The following is a 26,305-nucleotide window of genomic DNA, read 5'->3' as shown; positions in this document are numbered from 1 at the left end:
CGCTCGCTTTTTTCATTTATATGAGCATGTGTAGCCTCAATTAAAACCCATTGATTTGGAAATTCATTTCGAACATCTTCCCACTTTATGTCTTACAATTATTTTATCATTTTGGAAGGGGCAAGGGTATCTACAACAAGTCAACAACAATACCTTCTAATAAATGGCCAAAAAGTCCAAACACTTTAAAATCTCAGTCTCTTAATTATACAAAAGACTGTCAATAAATCCGATTATTTTCGAATTTGTCGACAGTCTGCGAAAAGTTCTTGTCACTTGTCTTATTAATTGTTTACTAATTAGATTTCGAGTGCGATTAAAATTCTATTGTTTTCCCTGTTTTTGCAGAAGTATAAATGGCTTCTAATATTTGTGTCACGACTAATGCCTGTTCCGGTTTCACGAGTGGTTCTGTGTCATTAATAATGCATTCTAGCCACTGTCGCGCCTCTTTAACACCAGGGTCTTCCGTTCCAGCATTAAAGTAAGCAATTCCACCTCCAGTTGCAGCCTTTGTCTCAACCAACTTACCGTATTTGGTGCTATTAGAAACTAACTCACTTGTCGATGAACCGGGTGAGGCTTTCATTTCCGCGCCACCTTCTGTACCACATAAGGTTACCATTGCTTCTCGAACATCCGTTGTATTTAATGCCCAAGAACATTCTAGAATGATCGTGGCCCCATTTTGCATTTTAATAAATACAAAGGCCGAATCTTCTACTTTGTAATGTTCTGGTTCCCATGGACCGAACAAATTTCCTTCATATTTATCAGCAAGCTTAGAGAATACAGAACCGGTTACTGATTGTGGTTTGTAATTGTCCATATTCCAAAGAGCTAAATCCAACGAATGCGTACCGATGTCAATTAATGGTCCCCCCCTTGTTGTTCTACATCAAGGAAAACACCCCATGTATGAACCGCTCTTCTGCGTATTGCATGTGCCTTGGCAAAATAAACTTCACCGAATTCACCTGCTCTTGTAGCTTTATACAATACTTCCGAGTCATCACGAAAACGATTTTGGTACCCAATCGTAAGCTTGTTGCCTGTTCTATTAGCTGCATCAATCATATCTTGCGCTTCTTTCGAATTGATGGCCATTGGTTTTTCACACATGACATGCTTGCCGGATTCTAATGCATCACAAGTAATAAAAGAGTGCTGCAAATTGGGTGTAAGTACGTGGACTACATCAATCGAGTCATCCTGCAATAACTCCTTATAATTGGTATACACTTTTGCCTCTCCAGTGCTAAATTGTTGTGCAGCGTTCTTTGCCCTCTCTTCTACTACATCGCAAAAGGCTACCATTTCCCCTAAATCACTAAGCTTTGCCAATGAAGGCATATGCTTTTGATTAGCAATTCCACCACAACCAATGATACCAATTTTTAATTTTTTAGACATTTGATACTCTCACTTCCTTAATGTTCTTAATAAATTTTTCAAGTCGATCAAGTCCTGTTTCTAGATGTTCTAATGAGTATGCGTAAGATATTCGAATATATCCTTCGCCTGCTTTCGTAAATGCACTCCCAGGCACAACAGCTACGCCTGCTTCTTCAAGTAACCGCTTAGAGAATTCATATGAATTCATCCTATATTCAAGGATAGAAGGAAAAAGATAGAATGCTCCTTCCGGTTTTAATACATCCAATCCCATGGAAATCAAACGATTGAAGACATAATCTCGTCGTTTCTGATATTCCCTTTTCATGATCAAGGCATCGTCTTGCCCTTTTGTTAATGCCTCTAATGCAGCATATTGGCTAATCGTACAAGCGCAAACTGAATTATAAAGATGGACCTTAAGCATCTCTTCTGTAAGATATTTAGGGGCGAATGTGAAGCCAATTCTCCATCCAGTCATGGCGTGCGACTTTGACAACCCATTAATCACAATGGTCTTATCCCTCATACTTGGATATGCTGCGATAGAAAAATGTCTTCCTGAATAGGTATGCTCACTGTAGATTTCATCCGACACAATGAATATTTCCTTATCTTTCAACAATTCAGCAATGCCACTAAGTTCCTCTTCTAGAAGTACGGTTCCTATCGGATTGGAAGGGTACGGGAGGACAATACACTTGGTCCGATTTGTTATGTGTTTCTCGATTAGTTCCGCATTCAGTTTAAAATCATTGAAAGAGGTGTCAATATAAACTGGAATTGCGCCACAGAGACTTATTAACGGCTCATATCCTGGATAAATCGGCACGGGCAATAACACTTCAGATCCTTTCTCCAAAATCGTTCGAAAGGTGATATCCAGCGCTTCACTGGCACCATTGGTAATTAGAATCTCTGCATCAGAATCATAGGTTAAACCATATTTGTAGTGGAAATATTCACTTGCTGCTTGACGCAACTCCAGGAGCCCAGCGTTATGCGTATACGAAGTTCGATTCCTATCAATTGCGTTTTTTGCTGACGCCTTAATATGCTCGGGGGTTATAAAATCAGGTTGTCCAAGGGTGAGATTAATAGCATCTGGATAGTCTACTAACATATTAGAAATTTTCCGAATACCCGGAATCTCTAGCTTCTTTACTTGATCATTGACAAGATGTTTCACGGCTTTTACCCCTCACTAAAAGATAATACGTCATCTAGAATTTTGGTAAGCAACTCTTTAAATAGTCTAATAGGTCTCTGAACGCTTTATCAGGTTCACCGAACAATTCACATTCTAGAGCCATAAACTTATCAAAACCTATGTCGTCCAAAACTTTGAAAGCGGAAACAAAATCTATGTGTCCCATCCCCGGCTACAAGCGATTGCTTTCTGCAAGATGAACGTACCCAATGTAACTACTCTCTTGCTTAATGCTTTGTGGAAGATTTTCTTCTTCTATATTCATATAAAAGAAGTCCGCAACTACCTTTATCGAGGAAAATTCACCTTGTTGGATCATAGCTAAGGCATCAGCCAGTCGATTGATTAGGTAGTCTTTATAACGGTTCAGTGGTTCTTACAGCAGGACACTTCCCACAGACTCAGCCAACGAGTTCAAACGGCTCAGGGACTCCATCAGTACTTCCATGTCCTCTTCACTTAATCTGGGTGGTATATAGGGTGGCAGCTTCCTTGAAAACATGCCGAATGATGCCGGAGCTATCACACCAACCGCTCCTATTTCTGCTGTGTATTTAAGGATTTCGACTATTTCATCAATGGCTTGTTTTTTCTTTTCAAGATTAAATTCACCAATCCAGCCTTGGTAGCCGCCGCAGATCGAGCTAATCCCAACCCTGGTGTTCTTAACTGCCTTGTTAATTTCATCCAATCGCTAGATGAGGACATCTCCTCTTATTTCTAAGCCTTGAAACCAAAGATTATCTATTTTCCTTAACTTTTCTTCAAAACTTTGTCCAAAGAAGGGGTGATCCTGCAAGGCCAATTTCATTCGTTACACTCTCCCAATGAAATTTAGAATTCACCTAATGTTTTAGGTAGATTTAATGGCTGTATTCTATTAAAAAAATAGTCTATGATCAATCCGAAGATGGCGGATCATAGACTTAGCGGTAATATTCACGAGAAATCCTACTTATTACTTAAACGATCGACTTCCTTTTTCATAACATTGGAGTATTCCTTAGGTGTAATTCGACCAGCTAAAAGCTCTGTTCCCTGTACACACATGGTATCCCAAATTCCATTTGGCAAATATACACGGTCAAAGTAAGGAACAACTTGGACGTCATTGTATTTTTCGTAATACTCGACAAATTCGTGGTTAGCCTTCACTCCCTTAATTCCTGAAGGAAGCTTTGTTGCGTCTGAAATTCTAGCAAGGTTCTCTTTTTTGGCAAAGAACTGGAGGAGTTTTTTCGCTTCTTTCGAATGCTTCGTGTCTTTCCAGATTCCCATGGAACTATGTTCACCGCCGGAGAAATTAGGCTCATCACCAGCTTCAATAGCAGGTACAGGCATAAGGCCAATCTTAACATCCGGATTGATTTTATGAACTTCATCACTAATGTACGGACCAACTAAGGCAAAGGCTACTCTCTCCTCGGCAAAAGATTTGGCTAAATCGCTATATTTTGCCGTCAAGACATCCTCATTAATTAAACCCTTCTTTTGAATTTCCTGAAACTTCCTAGGTAGTACATCCCATTTACTCCAATCAAAGGTATTTTTTAATAATGCTTCCTTTTCATTTTTTTCCGGGGTAATAAATTGGGAATTCGCAAATAAATCAAAAAACTGTCCAATCGTCCATTTGTCTACTCCAGAGAAATAGAATGGAACTGTTTTGCCGCCACTCTTTTTTAGTATTTGTTCCGATGCAGCAATCATTTCATCCAACGTCTTTGGCACTTCAATCCCGTACTTTTCTAACAGGTCAGCATTATAGGCAATTCCTTGTTTTGCTTCGATTACAGGAAGGGCATACACCTTACCGTCAGTATCAGTTACGACATTCATGATGGAATCTGTCAATTCTCCAGCCCAAGGTTCATCGCGAAGATCTGCTAGGTAATTACCATAGCGGACCTTTGCCCAACCGTGCGTATCAAAGATATCAGGCAAATCGTTGGCTGCCATTTTTACTTTCATCACATTTTCATACTCGCCAGGAAATTGCATTTCCACACTAATATCTGGATTTTCTTTCATGAATTCGCCTGCAATTTCTTTGTACAACTCTTGTCGAGATGGATCACTGATGTACATAAACGCACTAATTTTTGTCTTATCGTCATCAGAACTTGTTTCCCCAGAACTTACCTTATTATCATCCGACTGCCCTGTTCTACTGGAACAACCGACTAAAATTAGAGATAGAATCATAAAAATGATAAAGCTTTTCATAAACCCCTTTGACATAGTATTCGCCCCCTGGATCCGAATTGGACCAATTTATAATATTACCTAGCTTTTTGTTTTACTTCCTCCTATTTTCGTGTAAACAACAATTAAGTTTTCTTCTTGGACAACTTGAAATGTTTTAATTTTTATCCGATCAGGACAACTCAATGAACTGCCTGTTTTTAAAGAAAATTCCCAATTATGCAAAGGACATCTAATGATTTCATTTTCATAACCATAAAGATACTGGTGGGGATCGGATGGCATCATGGTTCCTGCAATATTTCCACAAGAAAGTGACGCGCCCATATGTGGACATAAATCTTGAATGGCATAAAGTCTCTCTTCCACGTTAAAAACAGATATGGGATATCCGTTCATATCCACAACCTTCCTTTGCCCAGGCTGTAGCTCATCTGCTAGGCACACCACAATTCGGTTCATTTTATCCATTTAACTCCACTCTCCCAACCATTACAAATGAAAGGTATCCTTTGCATTTTGGTAAAATATCTTATTTTTCATATCTTGGGGAAAGTGTTTAAATACTTTATCAATGGGATCTCCATCCCAATGAGGATAATCACTACTGTATAAAAGCATATCTTCTGCTTTTGCCATACGAATGATTTCGATCAAATCCTTAGGATGAAAAGGCTCTTCTGACGGCTGGGTACCTAAACGAATGTTGTTTCGTACATACTCACTTGGCAACTTTTTAACCCACGGCACCTCTTCACGCAATCCTTTCCAATTCTTGTCCATTCTCCACATCACCGAAGGAAGCCAAGAAAATCCATACTCTATGAATACCACTTTAAGTTTTGGAAATCTCTCAAATACGCCTTCAAAAACCAAACTCATAATTTGCCTCTGTGCGACAAGACTGAGAGAGGAATGCCATTCAATATAAGTAGATGCTGGTCCTACAGCCTGTGAGGGTGAGTACTCTCCTGATCCCTCCGCATCCGGATGTAAGACAATCGGCAGATTATACTTTTCGGCTATTTCATAAATGGGATAAAAATGTCTTTTTCCTAGCGGAATATTAATGTTTTGAAGGTTTATTCCAACACAACCTTCTCTTTTTCCCACTCTCTCAATTTCCTTTATGGCCAAGTTCGGATCGAGCGGAGTGACAAGTATGGTCATTTTAAAACGTTTATCTTTTATAATCCATTCATGATAAAGCCAATCATTGTACGCCGAATTGTATTCTGCAGCCAAGTCCACATTATGATGGGCGCTCATGGTTCCGTGGCCTGCATTCAATATAGCAAAAGTCGTATTGGTCCGATCTAATAGATCGCTTCTAAGGTATTCTTGATCCGAACCTGGCAAATTACCGCTTGGTGGAACTGCATCTAAACGCATTCCCTGCAGGGGACCAATGTTTTCATAATGTGAAGATGGGATTTTAAATTCCCGGTAGTAATTATTCTTCACGTTATGACTTTGCTGAAACCTTCCCAGCCTCATCCGCCTTTGGAGGGATTCATCCATATAGGGAACCAATTCGTTTAACGAAACAATGTATGGATGAACATCTGAATCAATAAGTAACGATGTTTCCTTTGTTCCAACCTTAGAGACCTTCTTTTCTTCTAATTGGCATTCCATTCAGGTAGACCCCCATATTTAAGATGAAAAATTAATCAACGGAACGGACAACTCCACTTTTGATTGACTGCTTCTTTTATCTGATAACAACTTGGAGATAGTTTTAGAGATCATAGCCGGAACTACTTTAAATGAATAGTAGGTTTCTACTCTTTCCTTTTGTCCGTGAGCATCAAATCCATAAGGGCCAATATTAACAACAGGTATATCCATTTGTCTCATTTCGCCTAACTCGATGGAGAATAGCGAACCCCACCCGGCCATGTTGTTTCGGATAGAAGCGCATGAATCTTCATCTTCACTGATTCCAAACCAACTCATATCAGAGATATAGGGGTAAAATTTCCGTGATTCTATTTGTTCATTAAATTCCACACTTGCTTCACTGATAGCCTCTTCCACTGCCTCCATAAAACACCGCTGTTTTTCAGATTGACCATCCATATAAATCCGAGGAAAAAATGGTGGTGCAAGATAAATGACAATTGATGGCTCATCATCGTTGATTTCCGCTTGGTTCCAAAGCTGATGAACGATTTCCATACTTAATTCAGGCAAATCCCTGTCCTGTTGGACAAACGTGGTAATCGCTTGACTCTCTTGAAACTTTTGAACCTGAGGTTTCCCAGTCATTTTTACTAACTCTTCAAACGTTAAAATATTCGTTTTATAATCAATCGAATGATAAGGAACATTTTTTATCTCACAATACTTTCGATATTCCCTATTTACCTTCATCAGCACCTTATTCATTGCAACACTTGCTAATTGTCTCATTTTTTCAATGATCTCATCACTCGTCATGCCGTGGCTGTACACATTAAAATACAGGTGAGACAAAAAGGGGTTTTGTACATCGTAGCTTGGTTTTAAATCTTTTTGCTTTAGTGAAACAGGTGGTGGAGTGAATTCTCCATCAAGTTCATCACAAAGTTCGGTATTTAAATCTATTAGTCTAACTAGTTCAGATGAAATGAGATTGGAATCTAGTCCTCTGAACACTTCGCCTACATGGGAAGGAATTCCTTTAATAAAAAAGGAGACAAGATACTTCCCAATCGTTCCATAATAAACGTAGCGCGAGGAATCCCCTGGATATCTTGCTGTGGTATAATCTGAGTTTATCAAACCCACATAGTTGAAACTCTTCTCTTTGGCTAATTTTCTAATCGAGCTGCTTGCAGTAATTGCACCTATGCCGATCGCTTCCTCATCAGGACAAGCTAAGAAAACCAAGCTCCCGTTAAGGCTTTCTCTATTTTCGGCATATGTTTTTAGCACCGCCAAATTGGACGCTACCCCGCTTTTCATATCAAGTATTCCACGTCCATACAGCCATTCTCTATCATTGGCTGTTTTATTTTCTTTTTGAAAATGTTTAGTGAGCACCTCTGGGTCAAATGCAAATTCCTTTAAATGTCCAAATTCCTCGACCGGTACTGTATCATAATGACTCAATAAAATTACTGCGTCCTCACTTTTTTCGAGACCATCAATCCATGCTAGTACCGAAAACCTCTTCCACTTATCATCAGGAATGGGGATTTTCCTGATATACTCGGGATGTGCTTTGAAATAGGGTAGTTCCATTAATGTTGAAATAATTTTGTCACCAAGCACTACTTCTCCCTTAGAGCGTACGATACTAGGAGTCTTTACCAAATCAATCGTTAATTCTTTAACCTGATCATAAAAGTTATCGTACTTCAACATCAGCCCCCCTTTCAAACCAATTTCTGTATTGCCACTCAAGGTTTACCCAAATATCAATGGTAGAATCTGGTGTTATTTCACCTTCCTTTTCCACAGAACATACGATACCTCGCAAACCGTAGGCTTCTTTCACAAAGCGTTGGGGCAATTTCGGGATTTCCTCATAGTTGGATTGAATAATCTGACCTGGATAAATGCAAGGGAAATTTTCACCCTCGCAGTACAGACTAGCACCACTAGGAAATAGTAACCGTGAACCACTTGGAAGTTGAGAGAAACTTGGAAAACCGCTTACCACTATATTGGCGCCAAGCCACTCCGGATGGATTGATTCAACTCCTAGTCTTCTTGCCATTTCATCACATTCCTCTTGTGATAAAATACTAACCTGTCTCCTATTTCGTATTTCAGTCCCCCGCGGGTACATCCGTTCTCGGTTGTTCGACAGCTTGGTATAGCCAAAATGTCGGTCCCCAAGAATACCCTCATATTTCAAATCGATTTTAGGAACATGTGACGTAATAAAGCTATCAGGATTTTTCGTAGTCAGCAGAGCTTCTACTCTAGCATATAGTACCTTCACTTTGGTTTAACCTCCCAGAAAATTCCCCATTTATGTCGGTAAGATCCAACCAGGAAACTTCATCCTTTCTAATTTGAATAGGAAGTGCTTCGAAACTTGAATGGAGTTCCTCCACGTTTCTCGGTCCAATGATTGCACAAGTAGGAAACGGTTGATTTAATACATAGGCTAGTGCAATGTGATTGGTTGATACGCCATTTTCTAATGCTAGTTTTTCAGCTCGGCGTAGTCGTTCCCAGTTATCATCACTGAAATAGACTCGAACCATATGTTCGTCTTCCCTTATCTCCGGTGAATATCTCCCTGTGAAAAAACCTGCAGATTGTGAGGACCAAGAAAATAACGGGAGTTGCTGTTGCTCGTGCCATGCACAATATGAACTATCAGCTGAAACGCATCCAGCCCATCTCGGTTCATTCGGCTTTGCTAGACTTAAGTTTGGACTATTGCATGAAAAGCCGGATAATCCATGTAAAGCAGCATAATCATTCGCTTCTTGGATCCGTTGATAGCTCCAGTTAGAGGTTCCAAAGGCTTTAATTCTTCCTGCTTGTTTATGTTCATTTAACGCATCAATAATCGGTCCCACTGAAACTGTCGGATCGTCACGATGCAACAAGAAAAGATCAAAGTAATCGGTCTGAACCCGATCCAAACTTTCTAGCAAATCACTAGCGATACATGATGGGTTGACCCTACTGCCATTTTGATTATGGTGGGCACCTTTTCCTATTAGAATCATTTGATCACGATTGTTTCTTAGTTTCAGCCACTTTCCAACTGCCCGCTCCACTTTTGCCCCATAATCATTTGCCAAATCGACCGTATTCCCTCCTAAAGCCACATAGGCATCCATAATCTTGCATACTTGATCCATATTATCCTCAGAAAACATTGCCGATCCCATGATAATCTGGGAAACTCCTTGACTAAGACCGTTTATTTCAATTTTTTTCATCCAATTCTCCTCCGTTACTACTGAATGGTTATTTCAGATAATTCCATACGGCACCGCTCTTGAGCAGATTTCAGACATGCCTGAAGTACACGTGTATTGTTAATGGAATCTTCAAGACTAATAGGATATGGTTCGTTATTTAAGATGCTCTCGTTAAAATGTTCGATTTGTAGGATATACTGATTAACTTTCGGTACGGAGACTTCCGTACGTTTCCCCTTTGAAGATATAAAGAAATTTCCTGTTTCCGTATTACATGAAAAAGCAAAGGGAATTTCGATTCTGCCTTTGGTGCCTAAGATTTGCAAACTATTCTTATAATCAGCCCACATGCTGCATTGAAAGGTTGCTGATACTCCCTTTGAAAATTCTAGGAGTCCAGATGCCATCATATCTACATTTCCATGTGAAGGAGAGAAGAAGGCATTTACGGTAAGAGCCTCTGGTTCACGATTTAATAGATACCTAATGGCATTGATAGGATAACTTCCTACATCAAGGATGGAACCTCCTCCCATTTCCGGCTTATATCTTACATTGTTATAATCTTCAGCATTATTGAAGAAGAATTCACCATGAATTCCTCTAACTTCACCTATGTCACCTGCTTCAACCATTTCCTTAATCATTGCATAGCGCGGGTGATGGCGGTACATGAACCCCTCTGCGAGGATTTTTTTTGCTAGCTTACTTGCCTCGGTCATTTCCTCTGCTTGATCGGTGTTTAAAGCAAAAGGCTTTTCGCATAATACATGCTTGCCGGCTTCAATTGCCTTGATAGTCCACTCGCTATGTAGATGATTGGGAAGCGGTATATAGATAGCATCAATGGTGGTATCTAAAAGCAATTCTTCGTAGCTTCTATACGAAGTGGGGATTCCACATTGTTCTGCTGTCCGTTTAGCTTTTTCTAAATCACGACTGGCGATCGCACTGACCACACCGTTTTTTGATTGTTGAATCGAAGGAATTACAGCCTCCTTAGCAATACTGGCACATCCAAGAATCCCCCAACTTATCACTGAATCAGTCATTTTGTTCCTCCAATTCTCAAAACTTATCTTTGGCCTTCATCGCTTCCAATCGAAAAACGAATCCGGCCGAAAGATAGATTATTAATTAATTTTTTCTCCATTAAACGATTCAAACGTCATCCCACTTGGTAAAGGCTCTGGTCTTTCACAGTACTTTTTAATTGATAATGTGCTTGATTAATAGATGAAAGATGAAAGCCATGCATGATTTCAAGTACATGATAAGCCAACTCTCCATTAGCCCTATGTTGATGCTCAGTTAGAAGAGAATTAGCCATATCGGCTAGGCCTATCCCTCTGCTATTTTCACTGAAACCATGGGTTAACGGCACCTCAGTCCAATTATCCTCTCCTTGCTTGCGATGATAAATCGCACCCCCAAAGGTATCAGGGTCAGGAACCTTTAAGGAACCGGTTGTACCATAAATCTCAATATATGGAAGCTGATGGCCCCACACATCGAAGCATTCGGATGCCAGTGTCTGTTCCATGGCTCATCATAAAGGTTGTAGCAGCAATAGGTTGACCAATCCATCCTTCATCAATTAATTTCCGGCACGATTGAAGTCCGACCCCTAAAAAAGTGTCAGGTGCCACACCGACAATTAAACCTTTCTCTTTTGACAAAGGTCCATTCTCTGCCCATCTTCTAAGGAAACCGCAAATGGTTTTTCCGAATAAACGTGTTTTCCCGACTCTAATGGGGAGATAGACACCGTAGCATGGGCAACCGGGATGGTTAAATTAAGGACCAAGTCAATGTTTGGATCAGATAGTAGCTCTTCTACCGAACACCCCTTTGGAATGTCAAATTCTTCTGCTTTTTCTTCCGCCCTATCCACATCCAAATCAGCACATGCAATTATGTTAATAATAGGAAGCTCTGTGCATGTTTTGATGTAAATAGAACTAATGAATCCGCATCCAATAATTCCAAGATTCACCTTTTTCATCGAATGGCTCCTTTATGAAACCCTCTGCCCTTGAATCCTTAACCCTAGAACATTTTCGATATAATCCCGGCATATTGTTAAACTTTCCTTCGCCGTACCCACATTTGGAGAATCAACTTCGATTGCTAACCATCCTTGATAATTGATTTCTTTTAAGCAATCAATTATCGGAACAAAATCAATTGTCCCTCTTCCCATCTCAGTGAAAAATACAGCCTCTTTTCCATATTCGAAGGGATCATTGACATTCTCTTTTAAGTCCTTTAAGTGTACATATCCAATTCTATCTTTATAGCGCTTAAGTACTTTCACTACATCCATACCAGCTTTAGTGAGCTGGGCTGTATCTGGACAAAGGAAAACTTTTCTGCTGTCGGTCATTTCCATGATCGCATCCATCTCATCTTCATTTTGAATTTCTGTTCCTAGATGAGGATGGACACTTAGTTTAACCCCCAAGTCTGCACATTTCTGTGCAATCTGATTGATCGTCTCGGCAGCAATTTTCAATTGCACAGCTGTTGGACCTTCTGCCGGTCGATAAGAAGGTCCTAAAACCAAATTATCACAGCCATTTGCAATTAGAAATTTAGCTACACGTTCAGAGTAGTCAACTAATTCCTGTCTTTTTTCTATATCGGTGAGATACCCTTCAACATATAACGATGAAAGAGTTAATTCATTTCTCGCTAATAAAGCTTTAAATTTATCGAGCTTAGCTTCGTACTGCATAGGTATTCTATTAAATGCTTCACACCCGCGATACCCCAATTCTGAAGCTTCAACCACCGCTTTTTCAAACTCTTTTCCCCAAGTAAGCATTGCACATGATACTTTCATATTGTCACTCCCTTTAATTTTTTCAATTTCAAAACTACCTATCACTATTTTTCATAAACATAGAGGATTATTACCACTATCACCTCCTTCACTTTATCCTTTAACCCCACCAGCCGATAGGCCAGTAATAAAGTATCGTTGTAAAAATAAGTAAACGATGGTAATCGGTAATGCTGCCGTAAGCGAACCGGCTGCAACCCAGCCAATGTTGTTATTGTACTGACCAAAGAAAGAGGATAGAGAAACTGTAATCGTACGTGCATCTGGATCCGAAAGGAAGAATACCGAGAACTGGTAATCGTTCCAAATTCCAACACTTGCAAGAATCACTACTGTTGCGGTTACAGGTTTTAGCAGCGGGATGATGACTTTCACGAATAGGCTTAATCTTGTACAGCCATCTATCATTGCTGCCTCATCCAACTCTCGTGGGATTGTTCCGATAAATCCTGTAAATAGAAAAATGGTCATCGGTAAATGAAACGTTACGTGCAACAAAATAATCCCCCAGTTGGAATTCATTGCTCCTACATCTACAAACATTTTGTAAAGTGGTACTAGAATCGTGAGCGGTGGAACAATCAATACGGAAATAAACAAGGTATACATAAATCGATTCAATCGTGTTTTGTATCGGGCTAAAGGGTAAGCTGCGAATGCACCAAGTACCACGGTCAACAAAACTGAAACGACGGTGATGATAATATTGTTAAAAAACGCCTGTCCAAGATTCGCCCCCTTCCAAACATTGATAAAGTTATCAATATACCAATAACCAGGGAACACCCATTTCGAACTTACGTCATCCACAGCTTTAAAGGAAGTTGTGATCAGGACGTAGAATGGGAGAATGTGAAATATACTAATGATGAAGATTAGAGGCAAAAACTTTCTAGTCGTTTTATTCATTCCGACACCTCCCTTTTTCGTAAATAGAATAGTGCTGATAAACTTACTAGGCAGATGATGACAAACATCAGATTTCCTAAGGAAGCGGCATATCCTGCATCTTGGCGGGCGAAGTAAATCTGATACATCATTGATGATAGAGAGGAAGAAGCATAACCTGGTCCCCCATCTGTCATTGCTTTAATAACATCAAACAGTTTGAGACCTCCTATGAGATTAATTACCACGTTAATCGTAATCGAGGGTGCTAAAAGCGGTAGGGTAATGTTTTTAAATTGAGAGAAACCAGACGCCCCATCCAATTGGGCCGCTTCATAATAATCTTTTGATATCGATTGCAGTCCAGCTAAATAGACAATCATCGCAATTCCTAGGTACTGATAGGTATTGACAAAAGTAATAATCCAAACGTTCACTTCGGAATCTGCCAATAGATTCATAGGTTTGTCTCTAAATAATAGGATGATATCATTGACTGCCCCCCCATTGAATTGGAAGAAAAAATACCATATGTATCCCATAATCAATGGACTGATAATTACCGGCAAATAGACAATCGTTCGGACAATGCCTTTTCCTTTTATACTTATATTCAGCAAGATCGCATATCCTAAACCGATAATGTTTTGGAATAATGTACTTCCAGCCCCATAAATAAACGTATTTTTTATTACATTCAAAATATCTGGGTCAGAAAACATTCGTTTGTAATTTTCCAATCCAATCCTACGAAATTCTTGAGAATAACCATCCCAATTGGTTAGGGAGATGTCGATACCTTTAATAAAGGGGAAAAAAATCAAAACTGAAAACAGGATTAAAGTGGGGAGATACATTAAATTTAGCAAAGCTTTACTATTCATTAATTTTTCAAAGGCTCTTGTCTTTTGTTTATTTACTGGTTGGGTTTGACTTGTTTCTATCTTAGACTCAACAATCATTTATATCCCTCCATTCCTACAGTGTCTGCTATTAGATTGAATCTCCCTTCTTTACATTTTCTATAAATTCTGTATATTTAGATAATATATAATATCCATTTATTTTCACATGTACCAAATCTACAATGGAAGCGCTTATTTTTAATCTAGTTATATTTTTTAATTTTTAAATTCATAGGGTGTTGGGTATAACAATGTTGAATGGAGTACATAGCGATGAAATTTACCTATTCATTACGTTTTAGACTAACGATTCTTTTCATACTAACCACCGTAATCCCTGTGTTAATCATTGGCTTTGCGATGCCATTTTATTATCATTCTCTTCTATCAAAAGAAACTCAAAAGCTTACAGAAAACACTTTAAGCTCGCTGACCCAGAATATTGAAACCTATCTTGATGATTTGGAACGATTAACAATTACCCCTTATCTCAATGAAGATGTCATGTTTTCCTTAAAGTTAAAAGCGAGCGGTCAGTACGAGAGGGCCAACCCTTACACAAAGTTAGTTGCTGATCGAGCCTTGTATAATACGCTCCCTGACTATTTAAAAAATACTCGGCACGATATTCTTGGAACCATTCTCCTCCCCTTTGACGGGTCTGTCTTTGTAACTTCTAACAATTATTCAACTGGAGCTAAACCCAATTATCAGTATAAAAGTCAAAACTGGTATAAAAAAGCCGTGAAGGCTGATGGTAAAGTGGCTTTTATAAGTGCACATTTCCAAGATTACTTGAAGAAAGATGAAGCTTCTCAAGTTTTTTCGGTCGCCCGACTGATAAAGGATCCTGATTCATCTAAACCGCTAGCGGTCATGATGGCTGATGCAGATACCGTGATCCTAAAAAAAATACTCAAAGATATTAAATTTAATGTAAGGTCCACAACTGCCATTTTTGATGATAAAGGACAGCTTATTTATTCCAATCATCCAATCCCTAATCAGGTGTTGAAGCAGCTTGATGAGAAAAAAAGTATCATTAAAGGAGCAAATGATACTTATGTGACGGTAGAAAAAGTGATCGAGAAGACAAAATGGAAAGTAATGGTTTTACTATCTAATTCAGAGCTAAAAGCAAAAGTGAGATGGATGTACCTTGCAGGATTATGTATTTCGATTGGCGGAGTGATAGTAATCTTCATCATTTTCTTTGTCACATCCCGCTGGTTAATTAAGCCCTTTAAAGAGATGACTAAGGTTATGAAAGAAGTACAGGAAGGTGATTTAAAGGTACGTTTTAATATACACGGTAAAGATGAAGTTGCACAACTAGGGAATGCCTTAAATACGATGATCTCACAACTTAATAAAATGATAGACCGAGAATTCAGAGCGGCCCTCAATCAGAAAAATGCTGAGTTTCGAGCTCTTCAATCACAGATTCAACCTCACTTTTTATATAATACTCTTAATGGATTTATTGGGCTAAATCGCCTTGGGGATACGAAAGGACTAGAAAAGGCGATATTGGGATTGAGCGGTATGCTTCGCTACATTCTTGACCAAGGCGATTGGACGACAGTCAAGCAGGAGCTGCATTTTTTACAAAAATATTGTAATTTGCAGAAATTACGCTTTACAGAGCGCTTAGATGTACAAATTCACTGCGAGCCTGAAATGGAACATTGGAAGGTTCCCAAACTTCTTTTACAACCACTGACGGAAAATGCGATTATCCATGGTGTAGAGCTACTCGAGCGTCCCTGCGTTGTTACCATTGTAGCTAAACGAGATAAATTAGATGATAAATCCTATTTATTGATGAGCGTTCGCGACAATGGGCTTGGCTTCGATTTAACAAGTGATTTCTATGAGAATAATAGGATTGGCATTAACAATGTAAAAGAGCGATTAATAATAAGTTATCCGCGTGCACAATTTGAGATTAAAAGCCAATTAGGAGCTGGAACAGAGATTGAAATCAGAATACCAGAGGAGGATTTGAAAAAATGAGAGTCCTGATAGCCGACGATGAAAGTTTAGTAAGATCTAGTTTAATTAGCATGCTTGAAGAACTGAATTTATCGCTGGAGTTAATTGGTGAGACGAAAAATGGTGAAGAGACCATTCAAATGGTAAAAGCTACGACTCCGGATATTGTGTTTGTTGATATAAGCATGCCAAAGGGGAATGGACTGGACGTCATTCGCCGAGCAAAACCCTTCTCCCCAGATACGCAGTGGATTATTTTAACTGGTTATTCCAATTTTGAATATGCTAAAGAAGCGATTAAATTAGGTGCCACCAATTATATCAATAAACCAGTTAGCCCTGAAGAATTAGCTGAATCTCTAGATGGTCTTTTACAGCAGTACCAACAAAGAAATCTTACATTAAATAATCAATTTGAAAGTGAATTAATTTCTCACTACAATCGCTTGCCTTGCTCAAATGAAAAGAACTGTTTATTAGTTAACAAACAGTTTTATGGTTCTTTTTTGCTTATTGATAGTTACTTACCCGAAACGTTTCTCGCTGAACAGCTTAAAGATATCAGTCAACAATTACGAAAGAATACCAACGAATCCCAGGGGAACCAAAGCAGAAGGGCTCTCATGCTCCTATCCAATGGGGAGTTGGCATCTGTCTGGGGTTGTAGTGAAGAAAAAGAAACAAAGAGAGCTCAACTGTACACCCAATTTGAAGGAAATCGGGAATTAATTCAGCAGGTTAACGGACGTGCATTCGCTATCACTATCTTTCAATCGGACCTTTGCTCCAGTATAGAATCGCTCTTTCAGCAATATAAACAACTCCAAGAACTATCTCCTCTCCGAGCTGTGGCTAATGTTAATAGATGTTTGTCGATTAAAGAATTGAGCAGTTGGGGGTCGAATCCCTACTTGCCTGAACTTAGTAAGTTATTGATAGATTTAGCAGAAAGCTATAGAAATCATGAGTTTTTGAGTTACATGAAGATATTAGATTCTATTGGAACCATCTTTAAGGAGATTCCAAACAGCATGTTCACTAGAATAAAAGCAAATATTGCCCATTTCCTTCATTTTTCTATAGGTCACCAATTAAACATTGCGGATGATCTAAAATACTGGATGGAAGATTTGTGTAAACACAGCGAACAGATGCTTGAAGTGAAATCAAAAGCCCACGTTAGTCCTACTGACCTTATTACCCAAGTTGTTTCATATATTGACCAACACTTTATGTCAGATATTGGTCTTAATCAAATTGCCAATCAGTTAAACGTCACTCCCAACTACCTAAGTACTCTTTTTCGCAAGCGATTGGGAATCACTTTTATGAAATATTTGACACGTACCCGTATGTTGAAAGCTAAGGAGCTCCTATCGAATCCTGGTATCCAAGTTCAGCAGGTCTCCGAACGTGTTGGATATTTTAGTACTCGGCACTTTACTAAATTGTTTTATGATTATTATGGTTGTTATCCATCGGATTATCGTGACCGTCTACGAGTTGATTGAAGCAATTTAGGTCCAGTTCCATACGTACCATTCTATCGAAAAAAGCATCTCTATTTTTAAGAGATGCTTCCAAGAATTAAATATCAGTCTATCAATGGGGATTCTTCAAAATGGAAACAATCCAGATAAACATCTTTCACTAACATGTGATAACACCTCTATATTAGATTTTTATATCGTCCGTCCGTAGGCTTCGTTCACAAAGTGCTAATCGAAGTTATTCAACGGAAAGACTCTGTTCCTTCTGGTCCTCAATCCTTGCCGTATGCTCTTTGTAATTTACAGCGATGCTTCCAACTGGACCATTTCTGTTTTTCGAGACAATGATTTCAAGGGAATGATTGTACGTGTCCTTGTTATAATACGACTCACGATATAAGAAAGATCACATTGGATACCTATTCTCATGTAACTGATTCCATTGAAAGTATCGCAGTAGATCATTTAAATGGATTGCTTGATATAATAACTTGGCACCACAATTTAAATGGCATCATTCGGGCACCAACTAATAAAAAAAGCCGAGTAATATAATTTGGATATATTATTTCTAATTATCAATAGTTATTTATAGTTCGTGACCAAAATGTTGCCAAAATGGTAACAAAGTTCCACCTGCTCCAGATGATAATCTTCTCCCTTTTTGCTAGATTTTCCTCCTTCTTAAATGCTTCAAGGTATTTATAGGGTGGATTCATGATATACGCCACACGTGCGTACCCCCTCTCTTAGCAGTGTGCCTTGAATCGATTCTCCATCGACAAAAACATAGGCTAACAGTCGTCGGTAGGCATCTCTTGTGTTTTCCCCTTCAAACTCCAAGGTTACCATTCCGCTTTTAACCAGCTTGCTATTCCGTAAGAACGCTTCCTTTGCATAGAGCTGGACACATTTTTTTGGATTTTTTGATTCCGGTGTATCCATCAACAAATAGCGTACCGTTTCGATTTTTCCGTTAAGATTCACTTTAATGGTATCTCCATCGATGATTTCGACTAACGTAAATTTCTTCAATGAGAACACTTTCAGCAACAAAAAAACACTCACAACTATCGATAAATCAATAATTGTGAGTGTCTTCATTCTATTTCTATAATACTGGGGACGAACAACCCGCCCTGTACCAATCAAGCTCTTTTCTTTAAGCGTCCTACAAGAGGTATTACGATTATACCAGCAATCGCGACCTGCATGATGTTTCCAGGGATGGAACCGAATGGCTGTATCCAGTTGCCATAAAGGAGCACTTCTGTAAAATAATAGCCAACCACTTTAATAATGAGTGCAGTAGCAACGGCTAACGTGTTAACAAACATCCTTTTCCCCGGTACTTTTTCGGAGATAAGTCCGACTACGTAGCCCATTGCGCCTACAATGATAAAAGTAAATGGTGCCCAAAGTGCCCAGCCAGAGAGAAGATCGAATAAGCCCATACCGAACGCACCTGCTACTGCCCCTGTTTTTTTACCGTAAACAATGGCTGCTATAAAAAGAGGTACGTTACCGAGATGGATGAGTCCTCCGTTCCCCATGATTGGGAGCTTAATGTTGATGAACATCGTAGCTACAAGGGTTAATGCGATGAAAAGAGAATTGATGACGATTGTTTTTGTTTTCGTTGATTCTGTCGGTGCGAATAGTGAATTCATATGATAACCTCTTCTTTTTTTAAAAATAATATCACACAATTATATACAAAATAAATAGAAAGTTCTAATAAAACTTATAGTGTAAGCACAAACTTTCAGATTCCTTTCATTACATATAACATTTTTTTATTTAATCTAGGAGTATACATGACTAGGAATCCAGATCGCCCAATCGTGTAAACAATGAAAGCCAGCCATAAGCCATGATTATGCCAGATAGGTGTTGCCGTAATTTGTATAAGGATATAGACAATCATTGCGTAAAACATGGAGTTGCGAACGGGAGCTATTTCTGTTGCTCCGGTGAAGGCACCATATATGACAAGGCCAAAACACGCAGCAAACGGGTAAAGGATAAGCCATGTTCCATACGTCGTTGAAAGTTCAAGTACACGTGGTAGATTGGTAAAAAGAGAGATGATTTGTTCTTGAAATAATCCATATACACTCGCTATTACAACAGCTGTAATCACTGACCATTGCTTTGATAATGTAAGTGTTTTTTTATATAATTCCTTGTCGCTTGCTCCTACCGCTTTGCCGACGAGAATACTCGTGGCATTGGCGAACCCCTCGAAGAAATAAGCCATGATATAATGTATTTGAAAAAGCACAGCATTTGCAGCAAGTAAGTCTGTACCAAAGGAAGCACCTTTTGCTGTAAACATATTAATAACGACTAATAAACAAATCGTTCGAATGAACAAATCCTTGTTAACGTTAAACATCTTTTTCATAGACTGTGTGTCTACTAGTTCTTGAAAGGATGGTAATCTCCATTTAAATGGAGATGCTTTCATAATAATGAGTAACCCCAATATAAAGGCTGTCACTTCAGCAATCAAAGCAGCAGCAGCTACCCCTTTGACAGCAAATGTAAATACATGGACAAAAAGAATGGCCAAAATCATATTCAAAACATTCATTAATACTTGTAATAATAATGATTCTTTAATCTTAGCCATCCCCATTAACCAGCCGAGGATAACATAATTCATCAATGTAAAGGGTGCTCCCCAAATTCTAATTCGAAAATATTCAGCCGCAAACTTAGTGACATCAGAATCTGAGGAAAACAAGATTAACGCACCATATTCAATCGGCCATTGCAAGAGAATAAAACACACCCCAACTACAACAGCTAAAAGGAATGGACGAGCTAAAGAAAGTATTCCTTGAGCAGGATCACTTGCCCCGCTCGCTTGTGCAGCAAAAGCAGATGTGCTAACCCGTAAAAACCCGAATACCCAATACAAAGTATTAAATATAAGAGTCCCTACTGCAACTCCTCCAATATATGCCGAATCGGGAAGCTGCCCCACAACGGCTGTATCTACAGCACCTAACAAGGGCGTTGTCATGGTCGAAATCGTCAGGGGAATCGCCAATGCTAGGTACGCACGATGATTCATTAGGAAGTTCCTCCTTCTATCATTACTAATCAAAACAATAGCCCCGATTTTAGAAATGAAATCGAGGCATTCCAAAAATTTTTACTTAAGCGCGTCTAACCGAACGAAAACGTGGGTGCTCTGCCAGCATTGAATCTCTCAACTCATTTGCTACAGGATGTTCTGAAGTAAAAAACTGTTTCTTTTCATCGTAAAGCTCGACCAATTTTCCTTTTTCTAGTACACCTAATCGATCACTAATTGTATAGGCAGCTTTAATATCATGCGTAATAAAGAGATAGGATAATCCGAAGTTTGCTTTTAACTCCTTCAGTAATTCTAAAATTAGGGTTTGAGTCACCATATCTAGACTACTGACAGATTCGTCTAGGACTATCAGCTTCGGCTTTAATGAGATGGCTCTTGCAATATTAATCCTTTGCAATTGACCACCGCTAAATTGATTTGGATATTTTTTTAAGTCCGCTTCACTTAACCCTACTCTTTCTAATAATTCAATAACGGTTCGTTTTTGCTCAGCAACGGTTAGCTTTTCATAGTTTTCTAGCGGCTCTGCAATAATTCGTTCGGCCGTCATTCGAGGATTGACCGATGAGTATGAGTCCTGAAAGACAGCCTGAAGATCACGACGAATTTTTTGACGGATTTGCTTATCTGCGGTATAAATATCATGCCCTTGAAACAAAACCTGTCCATATTGCGGTCGTTCCAGACCAAGAATCACTCTTCCTAAGGTACTTTTACCGGCACCACTCGAACCAAGCAATCCTAAACAGGTACCTTCCTCAATAGAGAGAGAAATGTCGGAAAGTATATTTTTTGAGCGGTCTTTCCAGTTGAAAACCGTTCGGGATCCATAGCTATGAGTTACTTCATTTATTTGTAATAAACTCACTTTTCCACCCCTTATAGATGCCTAGGTCAAGCCAAATGAATGACAGATTCATCTGAATGTAATGTTGAGCGTGCATTTAATAGTTTTTTTGTATACTCATGCTGGGGCTGATCAAATAGTTGGAACACATCCGCTTTTTCTACGATTCGGCCATTCTGCATAACAGCAACTTCATCTGCCATTTCGGAAATGACCCCAAGATCATGGGAGATTAATAATATGGCAGATCCATATTCAGAGCGAATTTTATCTAGGTGGTACAGCACTTTCTTTTGATTATTTACATCAAGTGCAGTTGTTGGTTCATCGGCAATAATAACTGCTGGATGTAAGCATGCTGCAATGGCAATCATGACCCGTTGAAGCATACCGCCGCTCAATTGAAAAGGATAGTTTTTTAATAGTTTAACAGGATCTGGTAAATTGACATTATGCATTGCCTCAATCGCCAGCTCTGTTGCTTGTTTTTTATTCCATTTTGTGTGTGAACGTATGGTTTCAATAAATTGATGACCAATCGTAAAAACAGGCGTAAAAGCATTCATCGGATTTTGCATAATAAAGGCGATATCCTTGCCACGGATCTCACGCATTTCTTTCTCACCTAAACCATTCAATTCACGTCCAAGTAATTCGATACTGCCTTTAATCGTGGTCGTTTTCCGATTGAGAAGCTGAAGTATCGACATACTCGTAACAGTTTTACCGCATCCACTTTCCCCGACAATCCCAAGTACCTTCCCACGCTTTAGTTCTAAATTGATATCCGCAACAAGTGTGGTAGCACCATGTTTTGTTTTTACCTGTACGTGTAAATCGCTTACTTGTAACACATTCGACTGTTCTGTACCCAACATTCTCATTCCTTTTTTAAGATCGACGTTTAACACCGTAACGTTCGGATAACGCTTCGCCCAATAAATTGAATGTCACAATCACGAGCATAATCATAAGACCTGGATAAAGCATTAATTCTGGATTCGTCCGAATATACGACTTTCCTTCGTGGATCATCGCTCCCCATTCAGGAGTAGGCGGTTGTACTCCTAATCCTAGAAACGACATGGCGGATATATCCATAATGGCCCAACCCATTTCTAATGTGCCCATGACGACTAGCGGAGGAAGTACATTTGGGACAATATGATTTCTAATAATCTTCCATTGAGACGAGCCGCTTATTTTCGCAGCAGCAATAAAGTTCTGTTCTTTCAGACTAAGAACCATTCCTCGGAACATTCTCGCATAATAGACCCATTGCACAAGCATCAGCGCTAAAATGACCTGCGGTAGCCCAGGACCGAAAATACCAACCAGTCCAAGTATAAGGATAAGACTAGGAAAAGCCATCACACCATCACAAAATCTCATCAAAACCTGATCCACAAAGCCGCCCTTATATCCGGAAAAGGTTCCAATCATTAAACCAATCGTTAAAGATGAAATGAAAATAAGCATAGCGAAACCTAAAGATATTCTTCCCCCATATAAAAGGCGTGATAAGTTACATCTTCCCAAATGATCAGTTCCTAATGGGAATTCCCAGGAAGGCGGCTGTAGTTTAAAAGCTAAATTGACCGCAATCGGATCATTGGGAGCAATCCAGGGAGCCAACATCGTAATGATGAAAAGAATTCCTAATATAACGGAACATATCGGAATCACTTTTTGACTTATAAAGATCCTGCGTATACTGGTTATCATCGTTGTTGCCCTTCCTTCCTAGATATGCGCGGGTCAATATACATTTGAATCAGATCCACCAATAGGTTGCTAAGGATAAATAGACTAGCGGCTATCAGTACATAGCATTGAATGATAGGTATGTCCCGATTAAAAATCGCTTCAATAAAATAACGGCCAAACCCAGGCCAAGAAAAAACGGTCTCCACGATAATCGTTCCAGTCAGAAGTTTCCCAAGATTCATCCCCAGACCAGTAATCATTGGGGAAATCGCAAGCCTTAAGATATGCTTGGCCATAATCGTTTTTTCTTGAATCCCCCTTGTCCTCGCGAATAGCACATAAGGCTCTTGTAAGTTCTCAAGAATGCTTGTACGCAATAATCTTGTGTACATCGCAATCAAAGGAAGCGCGAGTGTAACGGAAGGCAGAACAAGATGCTGCCATGTTCCAATCCCCTCGACCGGGAAATGATCCAATTTGACAGAAAAGAAAAAAATCAATATATAACCCAGCCAAAAAGAAGGAATAGATGCCCCGAAAAAGGAGAGTAATCGACTAAAATGATCAATCGCACTGTTTTTCTTTACTCCTGCAAAAAAACCAAGAGGGACACTGACGAGCACTGCTAGGAATAAACTCCCAAGAGCTAACTGGAGGGTCGCTGGTATTCGGTATATAACCTCGTCCCAAACAGGCTTATTCGAAACATAAGATATGCCAAAATCAAGTTGGCATATCTTCATAATAGTGTTTACATATTGCATAAAGAATGGTTGATCTAAACCAAACTCATGTCTTTTCTGGGCCAAAATTTCATCAGTCTGTTCAATATGAGCTGCTGTTAAATAAGCCTCGGCCGGATCCACTGGTGAAAGGTGAATCATCCCAGTCGTTAGAAGTGCGGCCAAAAGAAAAACCGGGATAATGGACATTATTCGTTTTATTATATAAGTGCCCATAATAGCCTCCTACCTGCTTACTACTTGATGCTAATTCCTGTGAATGGATTTTCGTCACGATTCGCAGAGAAATTGAAGTTCGTGACATCTTTTTGATAAATTGCTGTTTTCTTAATATAAGAGATAGGAAGAATGGCTCCCTGATCTTGCAGTGATGTTAAAACAGATGTGTAAAGCTGTTGACGTTCTGCTTCGTCTGTTGTCTGCGGAATCAGTGCGATTTGTTTGAGTATTTCCGCTTTGTTCGGATAAGCTGAAATGGCTTCATTAAATCCAAAGCCTTCTTTTGCCACTATGTTAATAAATGTATGCGGATCATATGGAGCACCATAGTTACTAAAGAAATTAATCTCAAATTCATTATCTTTAAATCTTTGAACTTGAACGGCAAGCTCCACTCCAACAATATTTAATTTTACACCAATGGCTGCCCATTCTGATTGGAGGGTTTCTGCCATTGCTTTTTGAATAGATTCAGCTGAATCGTACATCATCTCTACTTCAAGCGGCTTTCCATCTTTTTCACGAACACTTTTCCCCTTAGGAAGTATCCAGCCCGCTTCGTCTAATAACGCTTCTGCTTTTTTAACATCATAGTCAATGGACTCAACATCAATATCGGAAGTGTAAGGCAAGTTTGTCGGTAGAATAAAATCTGCTGATTCTTCTAGTCCAGAAGTGATTCCTTTTACCATTGCTTCCTTATTAAATCCATAATGTAATGCTTGGCGAACACGTTCATCGGAAAGCGTTTCTCTCGTTGTATTTAAAACAAGCTGCCTCGTAGCAACTGGATCAGAAATGGTAGTTTCATATTTACCAGTAGATTCCAATTGTTTGAAAGCGTCTAAACTGATCACACCTTCTCCATAAATTAAGTCCAGCTCACCTTTTTCAAACGCTAGTACTCTCGTTTCCGCATCAGGAATGACTTTCACTTTAATTTTTTCTACTTTTGGAAGCTCACCCCAATAATTTTCATTTCGTGTGAAAATTGCATATTCATCTTGTTTATACTCATCCAAAATCCAAGGACCAGAACCAACCGCTTTTTCGACACCTTTGGAGGTATCACCATCTGCAGGGAATCCCGCTTCACCTAACATACGAACTGGTCGAACAACAGCTAACTCCTGAATGGTTGGATAATAGGCTTCCGTTAATGTCATTTTAAACGTAAATTCGTCGATTACCTCCGTACTAGCTATTTTCGAAAGAAATCCTAACCAACTATGTAATTCCATATGATTCAATACTGTATCAAAATTCTTTTTCACTATATCTGCATTAAAGCTTGTTCCATCGGAAAATTTCACATTTTGACGTAAATGGAAGGTATATACTTTTCCGTCGGTTGAAATTTCCCAAGACTCTGCTAGATTCGGTTTTAGCTCTCCGCCTGTCCCGTAGCTTACCAACGGTTCATACACCATTGACTGAGCAAATAATTGTGAAGGATTGTAAACATGTGGATTCATTGCGCCAACATCCCTCGGCCATGCGATTGTGAGCATGTTTTCATTATCGTCCTTAGACGTTGAAGCTTCATCACTAGCATTTGTACACCCAAGTAACATTGATGATAATAAGAAAATAAAGATAGATGTTAATAAAATATTCCGACGACTTATCGTATAAAACATATAGTTGCCTCCCAATTGAAGTTGATAATCATTTTCAATTGTAAAAGCATCACAATGTCTTGTCAATATACTATTCTATTGTTATAACATTTTATGAAAAAGCTTACTATCTGCAATTCCCTTTCGTTAGTAATTTACCGGTTTTTACAGACACTTTTCTAATTACCTATCGAAGTTACATTGAATTACTATTTCAAACTGAAACATATAATCATAGCTGAATTAGCGATCCT

General features: G+C 39.0%; 25 protein-coding genes and 1 pseudogene. 2 read left to right on the top strand and 24 right to left on the bottom strand.

What is annotated here, in order from left to right; translation table 11 throughout:
• Positions 1 to 316 precede the first annotated feature (316 nt).
• The 15 genes and pseudogenes from QFZ31_RS01070 to QFZ31_RS01000 form a co-directional block, all read right to left on the bottom strand.
• A pseudogene (locus QFZ31_RS01070) lies at positions 317 to 1,413 on the bottom strand (Gfo/Idh/MocA family protein).
• The gene (locus tag QFZ31_RS01065) at positions 1,406 to 2,584 is read right to left on the bottom strand and encodes an aminotransferase A (RefSeq protein WP_307300127.1); all 1,179 of its coding nucleotides are present in this window, start codon (positions 2,582 to 2,584) and stop codon (positions 1,406 to 1,408) included. Before QFZ31_RS01065 ends, QFZ31_RS01070 begins: the two are co-directional and overlap by 8 nt.
• 397 nt (positions 2,585 to 2,981) lie before the next feature.
• Positions 2,982 to 3,296: a hypothetical protein gene (locus QFZ31_RS01060; RefSeq protein ID WP_307300125.1), complete on the bottom strand. Its 315-nt coding sequence runs from the start codon at positions 3,294 to 3,296 to the stop codon at positions 2,982 to 2,984.
• Between the two features lie 260 nt (positions 3,297 to 3,556).
• Positions 3,557 to 4,846: an ABC transporter substrate-binding protein gene (locus QFZ31_RS01055; RefSeq protein WP_307300124.1), complete on the bottom strand. Its 1,290-nt coding sequence runs from the start codon at positions 4,844 to 4,846 to the stop codon at positions 3,557 to 3,559.
• 45 nt (positions 4,847 to 4,891) lie between these two features.
• Positions 4,892 to 5,281 (bottom strand): Rieske (2Fe-2S) protein, encoded by a 390-nt coding sequence (locus QFZ31_RS01050; RefSeq protein WP_307300121.1) that lies wholly within the window; start codon positions 5,279 to 5,281, stop codon positions 4,892 to 4,894.
• A gap of 21 nt (positions 5,282 to 5,302) precedes the next feature.
• Positions 5,303 to 6,448, bottom strand: a complete 1,146-nt coding sequence (locus QFZ31_RS01045) for an amidohydrolase family protein (protein ID WP_307300118.1) — start codon at positions 6,446 to 6,448, stop codon at positions 5,303 to 5,305.
• Between the two features lie 18 nt (positions 6,449 to 6,466).
• Positions 6,467 to 8,158, bottom strand: a complete 1,692-nt coding sequence (locus QFZ31_RS01040) for a M20/M25/M40 family metallo-hydrolase (protein WP_307300117.1) — start codon at positions 8,156 to 8,158, stop codon at positions 6,467 to 6,469.
• Positions 8,145 to 8,744, bottom strand: a complete 600-nt coding sequence (locus QFZ31_RS01035; protein WP_307300114.1) for an MOSC domain-containing protein — start codon at positions 8,742 to 8,744, stop codon at positions 8,145 to 8,147. Before QFZ31_RS01035 ends, QFZ31_RS01040 begins: the two co-directional genes overlap by 14 nt.
• Complete coding sequence (locus QFZ31_RS01030) at positions 8,725 to 9,702, bottom strand: aldo/keto reductase (RefSeq protein WP_307300111.1); 978 nt, start codon at positions 9,700 to 9,702, stop codon at positions 8,725 to 8,727. Before QFZ31_RS01030 ends, QFZ31_RS01035 begins: the two co-directional genes overlap by 20 nt.
• Positions 9,703 to 9,719: 17 nt before the next feature.
• A complete protein-coding gene (locus QFZ31_RS01025) occupies positions 9,720 to 10,736 on the bottom strand; it encodes a Gfo/Idh/MocA family protein (protein ID WP_307300108.1) in 1,017 nt (338 codons plus the stop codon).
• A 116-nt stretch (positions 10,737 to 10,852) separates the two neighbouring features.
• Positions 10,853 to 11,227 carry a hypothetical protein gene (locus QFZ31_RS01020; protein WP_307300105.1) on the bottom strand — a complete coding sequence of 125 codons (375 nt, stop codon included), beginning with the start codon at positions 11,225 to 11,227 and terminating at the stop codon, positions 10,853 to 10,855.
• 114 nt (positions 11,228 to 11,341) lie between these two features.
• Positions 11,342 to 11,689, bottom strand: a complete 348-nt coding sequence (locus QFZ31_RS01015; protein ID WP_307300104.1) for a Gfo/Idh/MocA family protein — start codon at positions 11,687 to 11,689, stop codon at positions 11,342 to 11,344.
• A gap of 12 nt (positions 11,690 to 11,701) precedes the next feature.
• Entirely contained in the window at positions 11,702 to 12,529 is an 828-nt protein-coding gene (locus tag QFZ31_RS01010; protein WP_307300101.1) for a sugar phosphate isomerase/epimerase family protein, read from the bottom strand.
• Between the two features lie 93 nt (positions 12,530 to 12,622).
• On the bottom strand, positions 12,623 to 13,438 hold the full coding sequence (locus tag QFZ31_RS01005; protein WP_307300099.1) for a carbohydrate ABC transporter permease: 816 nt from the start codon (positions 13,436 to 13,438) through the stop codon (positions 12,623 to 12,625).
• Entirely contained in the window at positions 13,435 to 14,301 is an 867-nt protein-coding gene (locus tag QFZ31_RS01000) for a carbohydrate ABC transporter permease (RefSeq protein ID WP_307311302.1), read from the bottom strand. Before QFZ31_RS01000 ends, QFZ31_RS01005 begins: the two co-directional genes overlap by 4 nt.
• A gap of 294 nt (positions 14,302 to 14,595) precedes the next feature.
• Between QFZ31_RS01000 and QFZ31_RS00995 the strand changes: the two genes are divergently transcribed.
• Positions 14,596 to 16,338, top strand: a complete 1,743-nt coding sequence (locus QFZ31_RS00995) for a sensor histidine kinase (RefSeq protein WP_307300097.1) — start codon at positions 14,596 to 14,598, stop codon at positions 16,336 to 16,338.
• On the top strand, positions 16,335 to 17,828 hold the full coding sequence (locus tag QFZ31_RS00990; protein WP_307300094.1) for a response regulator transcription factor: 1,494 nt from the start codon (positions 16,335 to 16,337) through the stop codon (positions 17,826 to 17,828). Before QFZ31_RS00995 ends, QFZ31_RS00990 begins: the two co-directional genes overlap by 4 nt.
• 217 nt (positions 17,829 to 18,045) lie before the next feature.
• On the opposite strand, the gene QFZ31_RS00985 is transcribed toward QFZ31_RS00990, so the two are convergent.
• The 9 genes from QFZ31_RS00985 to nikA form a co-directional block, all read right to left on the bottom strand.
• Positions 18,046 to 18,153, bottom strand: a complete 108-nt coding sequence (locus tag QFZ31_RS00985; protein ID WP_407074827.1) for a hypothetical protein — start codon at positions 18,151 to 18,153, stop codon at positions 18,046 to 18,048.
• A gap of 356 nt (positions 18,154 to 18,509) precedes the next feature.
• Positions 18,510 to 18,842 (bottom strand): thermonuclease family protein, encoded by a 333-nt coding sequence (locus QFZ31_RS00980; RefSeq protein WP_307300092.1) that lies wholly within the window; start codon positions 18,840 to 18,842, stop codon positions 18,510 to 18,512.
• Positions 18,843 to 18,955: 113 nt separating this feature from the next.
• A complete protein-coding gene (locus tag QFZ31_RS00975; protein WP_307300089.1) occupies positions 18,956 to 19,477 on the bottom strand; it encodes an ECF transporter S component in 522 nt (173 codons plus the stop codon).
• A 95-nt stretch (positions 19,478 to 19,572) separates the two neighbouring features.
• Positions 19,573 to 20,889, bottom strand: a complete 1,317-nt coding sequence (locus tag QFZ31_RS00970; RefSeq protein ID WP_307300088.1) for an MATE family efflux transporter — start codon at positions 20,887 to 20,889, stop codon at positions 19,573 to 19,575.
• 85 nt (positions 20,890 to 20,974) lie between these two features.
• On the bottom strand, positions 20,975 to 21,784 hold the full coding sequence (nikE, locus tag QFZ31_RS00965) for a nickel import ATP-binding protein NikE (RefSeq protein ID WP_179600717.1): 810 nt from the start codon (positions 21,782 to 21,784) through the stop codon (positions 20,975 to 20,977).
• Between the two features lie 26 nt (positions 21,785 to 21,810).
• On the bottom strand, positions 21,811 to 22,638 hold the full coding sequence (gene nikD, locus QFZ31_RS00960) for a nickel import ATP-binding protein NikD (protein WP_307311300.1): 828 nt from the start codon (positions 22,636 to 22,638) through the stop codon (positions 21,811 to 21,813).
• Positions 22,639 to 22,654: 16 nt separating this feature from the next.
• Positions 22,655 to 23,488 carry a nickel ABC transporter permease subunit NikC gene (gene nikC, locus QFZ31_RS00955; RefSeq protein WP_179600721.1) on the bottom strand — a complete coding sequence of 278 codons (834 nt, stop codon included), beginning with the start codon at positions 23,486 to 23,488 and terminating at the stop codon, positions 22,655 to 22,657.
• Positions 23,485 to 24,429, bottom strand: a complete 945-nt coding sequence (gene nikB / locus QFZ31_RS00950) for a nickel ABC transporter permease subunit NikB (protein WP_307300085.1) — start codon at positions 24,427 to 24,429, stop codon at positions 23,485 to 23,487. Before nikB ends, nikC begins: the two co-directional genes overlap by 4 nt.
• Before the next feature lie 20 nt (positions 24,430 to 24,449).
• Positions 24,450 to 26,072: a nickel ABC transporter substrate-binding protein gene (gene nikA, locus QFZ31_RS00945; protein ID WP_307300081.1), complete on the bottom strand. Its 1,623-nt coding sequence runs from the start codon at positions 26,070 to 26,072 to the stop codon at positions 24,450 to 24,452.
• Positions 26,073 to 26,305: the final 233 nt, after the last annotated feature.

The organism is Neobacillus niacini, from assembly GCF_030817595.1.
Taxonomy (GTDB): domain Bacteria; phylum Bacillota; class Bacilli; order Bacillales; family Cytobacillaceae; genus Neobacillus; species Neobacillus niacini_G.
This window is presented reverse-complemented; position numbering and strand designations above follow the sequence as displayed.